The sequence below is a fragment of the Streptomyces sp. P5F9 genome, from assembly GCF_057961495.1.
Window position 1 is genome coordinate 1 of the sequence record NZ_JBXVPZ010000658.1, and the last position, 4,090, is coordinate 4,090.

At 70.7% G+C, this 4,090-nt stretch carries 8 protein-coding genes; 4 read left to right on the forward strand and 4 right to left on the reverse strand.

Translation table 11 applies throughout. The features are described from left to right. Window positions 1-172: HGxxPAAW family protein (locus AC31A1_RS47900; protein ID WP_489659353.1), on the reverse strand; the 172-nt coding region annotated here is incomplete at its 3' end. A 135-nt stretch (window positions 173-307) separates the two neighbouring features. Here AC31A1_RS47900 and AC31A1_RS47905 point away from each other — a divergent pair. Together AC31A1_RS47905 and AC31A1_RS47910 are read left to right on the forward strand one after the other, a co-directional pair. Then, a complete protein-coding gene (locus AC31A1_RS47905) occupies window positions 308-805 on the forward strand; it encodes a MarR family winged helix-turn-helix transcriptional regulator (protein WP_489659347.1) in 498 nt (165 codons plus the stop codon). A 130-nt stretch (window positions 806-935) separates the two neighbouring features. After that, complete coding sequence (locus tag AC31A1_RS47910) at window positions 936-1,448, forward strand: GtrA family protein (protein WP_489659348.1); 513 nt, start codon at window positions 936-938, stop codon at window positions 1,446-1,448. On the opposite strand, the gene AC31A1_RS47915 is transcribed toward AC31A1_RS47910, so the two are convergent. Both AC31A1_RS47915 and AC31A1_RS47920 read right to left on the reverse strand, forming a co-directional pair. Then, complete coding sequence (locus tag AC31A1_RS47915) at window positions 1,432-2,373, reverse strand: phosphotransferase family protein (RefSeq protein ID WP_489659349.1); 942 nt, start codon at window positions 2,371-2,373, stop codon at window positions 1,432-1,434. The genes AC31A1_RS47910 and AC31A1_RS47915 overlap by 17 nt on opposite strands. A 24-nt stretch (window positions 2,374-2,397) precedes the next feature. Then, complete coding sequence (locus AC31A1_RS47920) at window positions 2,398-2,607, reverse strand: helix-turn-helix domain-containing protein (RefSeq protein WP_489659350.1); 210 nt, start codon at window positions 2,605-2,607, stop codon at window positions 2,398-2,400. Window positions 2,608-2,635: 28 nt separating this feature from the next. On the opposite strand from AC31A1_RS47920, the gene AC31A1_RS47925 reads away from it, so the two are divergent. Further along, the gene (locus AC31A1_RS47925) at window positions 2,636-2,986 is read left to right on the forward strand and encodes a hypothetical protein (RefSeq protein WP_489659351.1); all 351 of its coding nucleotides are present in this window, start codon (window positions 2,636-2,638) and stop codon (window positions 2,984-2,986) included. Further along, window positions 2,956-3,348, forward strand: coding sequence for a hypothetical protein (locus AC31A1_RS47930; RefSeq protein ID WP_489659352.1), 393 nt, complete (start codon window positions 2,956-2,958; stop codon window positions 3,346-3,348). Before AC31A1_RS47925 ends, AC31A1_RS47930 begins: the two co-directional genes overlap by 31 nt. A gap of 415 nt (window positions 3,349-3,763) precedes the next feature. On the opposite strand, the gene AC31A1_RS47935 is transcribed toward AC31A1_RS47930, so the two are convergent. Further along, window positions 3,764-3,985, reverse strand: coding sequence for a hypothetical protein (locus AC31A1_RS47935; protein WP_033285538.1), 222 nt, complete (start codon window positions 3,983-3,985; stop codon window positions 3,764-3,766). Window positions 3,986-4,090: the final 105 nt, after the last annotated feature.

A 4,090-nucleotide genomic window follows, 5' to 3' on the forward strand; every position in this document is an offset into this window, starting at 1 on the left:
GGAGCGCCCAGGTGACCAGGACGCTCACGGCGACGATCCCCAGCCCGCCCGCGATCAGCAGGGCCGACACCGTGCACACCCCCACCCCCGCGACGGTCGACCCGACGGTCGCGATACCGAATCCGGTCCAGCCCGCGACCGTATGCCCCTCGTCATACTGATGTGCGCTCATGTGCGGCCTCCCTCGAAGCCAGTTCGAAGTCTGGACAGACTGAAGCCCGGACAGACTGAAGCCCGGACGGACAGCAGGTCTCTCACCACCTAAGAAGTTTAGAGTAGAAACCTCTCACAAGCTAAGGCAATAACGATGCAAGCCAAGCCCCGCCCCGCCGCCACCCCGGCCCAGGCGCTGGACGCGATGGACTCCCTCATCGCCACCGCCCAGCTCGGCCAGCAGGAAATGGCCGAGCGGCTGGGCCTGAACGTCACCGATCTCCTGTGCTTCGCGTGCGTCCTGAAGGCCGGCGAGAACCTCCTCACGGCGGGCGACCTCGCCGAACACGCCCACGTCACGACCGGCGCGGTGACCGGCATCCTCAACCGCCTGGAGCGCGCCGGGTTCATCACCCGCGTCCCCGACCCGACCGACCGCCGCCGCGTCCGCGTCGCCTCGGTACCGGCCGCGGTGACCAGAGTCGTCGCCCTCTACGGCCCCTACTACGACCGCCTGAACGCCCAGTTCGCCGACTACTCCCCCGCCGAGATCGCCGTACTGAACGACTGGTTCACGCGGACGTCGACGCTCGCGCAGGACTACATCGAGGAACTCCGGGCGCGCGACAGGGGGGTAAACCCGACCCCGTAGGTACAGCCCGCTGCACCAACGGTCCGGGAGACCGCTTCATCGTGCCCGGACCCGTACGACGGCATCGTTGACCTCAGCCGGTCAAGAGGGTCGGCGCAGGCCCAACGGCCGCCGTACGGAGGGACATCCCATGAAGTCGCTGCTCTCGCCGAAGCCGGGAACCGCGACCGGGACGACCCCCGCGGCCGCCGCTCCCGGACCGTTCGCGTCCTTCGTCAGGTTCGTGGTGTGCGGCGGCGGTGTCGGGGTCCTGTCCAGCTTCGCGGTACCGCTGCTCGCCGCGCTGATGCCCTGGGTGGCGGCGAACGCCCTGATCACGGTCGCCTCGACCGTCCTCTGCACGGAGCTCCACGCCCTGTTCACCTTCGGCACCGGCCGCCGCCCCGGCCTGCGCGAGCACTGGCAGTCGGCGGGCTCGGCCACGGCGGCCTACGCGGCGACGTCCGCCGCGATCCTCGTCCTCCACACCGTCCAGCCCTCCCCGGGCATGCTCACCGAGCAGATCGTCTACCTCAGCGCCTCCGGCCTCGCCGGCATCGGCCGCTTCCTGGTCCTGCGCCTGTTCGTCTTCGCGGACCGCGGCACGCGCACGGCAGCCATCACGATCCCGGTGGGCCCCTCGGCGTTCAGCGCGGCCGCGTGAGGACCCCGGCGCACCAACGGAAATGCCCGTCACCACCGTCCGACGAGAACAGGTCGTAGGTCGCCAGCGCATACGCCCGCTGGTAGAGGACGAGCGTGTCGGGCGAGTACCGGAACTCCTCGGCGAACAACCGGGTGAGCGTGGCGGTATGCCGTTCCGCGTACGGCCCGTACATGTCCCATACGGCGGCTGCCACGGCAGCCTCGAAGGCCGGGTCCCCGGCGGTCGTGAAGAACCCGAAGTCGAGTACGGCCGCAGGGGCGCCGGTGTCGTCGACGTGGATGTTCGGCGGCACGAGGTCACCGTGCACGACGCCGACCGGCCCGCCGTCCGGAAGCGCCCGCAGGGAGTCCACCGTCTCGCGCACGATGCCCGCGAGGCCGGGCACCCGAGCGGCGAGCAGACCACCGTGCCGACGAACGGCACGCCGGACGAGGTCGGCGAGCGCGTCGGGAAAACGGGCGTGCCCCTCCCAGAGAGCCCGGTCGTCCCCCTGCACGACGAGCCGCCGCATGGCCTCGCTGCCGGGCACGGCGGCCAGCCCCCGCAACACCGTCAACAGCGCGTCGGTCTCCCGCCCGGCCAACTCCGGCCCCGGCGCCACGACCGCCGAGTCACCCCGCAACGGGACGCCTCCCAACTCCCGTTCGTAGGTGACCAGAACCCCGTCGTGCTCCTCGACACCGAGAATCTCCGGCGTGGCGAAGGGCAGCAACTCCCCCTCGCGCGCGATGTCTTCGTAGACCTGCCGCATGAGCCCCACTCCCACCGGCCGCCGACCGCTCCACACCTTCCCGACCGTCCCGTCACCGAGCCGGTAGACGGCGCCCTCGACACCCGCGGCGAGCGGCCGGACGTCCTGGTGACCGCGGTCGGCGAAGTAGCGGATCCAGTGGGCGGTGTGCTCCTGGCGGTGGGTGACCATGGCGGAAGTGAACCCCTGAAGGTGTCAATGGGCGTGTGGGCAGGGGTCGTTCGCGGAGTGCGACTCCCGTTGCCGCCAACTCCCCGGCGGCTCCCCGTGGTTGCGGGTGAAGGCGGCCGCGAAGGCGTACGGCGAGGTGTATCCGACGGCGTGGGCGATGGCCGCGAGGGTGAGTTCGCCGGTGCGGAGGTGGTCGCGGGCCAGGGCCATCCGCCAGTCGGTCAGGTACCGCATCGGGGTCTGGCCGAGGGCGTCGCGGAAGGTGCCGACCGGCGGCCGTACGGAGGCCTTCGTCGACGCGCGCGACATCGCCGCCGTCGCGGTGGAGACGCTGCTCGACCCCGAGGCCCACGCCGGGGCACGGTACGCGCCCGCCGGACCGCAGGCCCTCACCGTCGCCGAGGTCGCCGACACCATCACCGCCGTGACCGGCCGGCCCGTCCGGCACCAGGGCATCGGCCCGGAGGCGTGGATCGGGGGTGCGGTCGCGGCCGGGGTCGTGCCCGCCGACTACGCGGTGATGCTGCGCCGGGCCGGGCGGCGACCGCCTTCCAGGACGGGACTTCGCGCGGCGGAACGCCGGTGCCTGGCATCTCCGGCGGGGGTGAAGTGACCGTGGGCATGGGCGAGTTCGGGGCGCTCGATCCGTTCTTCCGGATCGTGCGGGAGGGGCTCGCGGGGCTCGTCGACGGTGATCACTTCTTCGAGCTCCTGGCCGAGGACGTGGTCGTCGAGTACGTCGTGTCCGTGCCCGGCTACCCGCGCCGGGTTGAGGGACGCGGGGCGGTGGCGGACCTGTATCGCGGCTACGGCGACGTCATGCTGCTGCACAGCGCGGACGAACTGGCCGTCCACCGGGACCCGGGACGTCCGTGGCCGTCCTTGAGTACGCGGTGCACGGACGGGCTGTCCGGACCGGGCGGGCCTACGACAACCACTTCGTCTCCGTGGTCACCGTCAAGGACCGGAAGGTGACGCACTGGCGCGACTATCTGGACCCCGTCGCCGTGTTCCGGGCCACGGGGTGGCCGGTGGAGGATCGCTGAAGGTCCGAGGGGTCGCTGAAGGACCGCTGGAGAAATGGCTCGTCGTCGACTGACGGGCTTCGCCGGACCTGACCGTGGAAGCCCTGCCCGCCTTGAACTAGCCCGCCCTGCGGAAAGCCTCGTCCATGTCCGAGAAGGGTGCTTGCCCGTCGTCGAGCAGCAGCGTCTCGTCCTCCCCGAAGTCCGGGGCCTGGAAGGGGTTCGTCGCCGGAGGGGGCGATCCCGCGCTGGATTGGCGGGACGCCCCTTCCGGGGCGGAGAACAGCGAGGTCGGTTCGATGAGAGGTCTCCCGTTCGTTACAGGCCGCTAGGACCTGGTGTGCCGTGAACCGGGCACAGCGGTCCTACAGCTTGCTCATCTTGGAGTACGGACTCAGGATGCGCTCCTGGACCGACCCGAAGTCGACGAGCACCGCGATTCCGTCCTCGATGCCGATGACCCGGCCGAGGCCGTACATGTCGTGTGTGACCTGGTCGCCCACGGCGAACTGCTTGGGTGCCGCCGCGGCCGGGGCCTTGAAGGGACTGGTGGGCAAATAGCGCTTCGGTGCAGCTGGCTTTGTCATTGACTCCAGTATGGGCCTAGACACGCCACTCGCTGAGGCCGTCCACATCGCTTGTTCATCACAGATCGGGCAACCGGGAACCACCACGCCGCCCCGGACGTACCC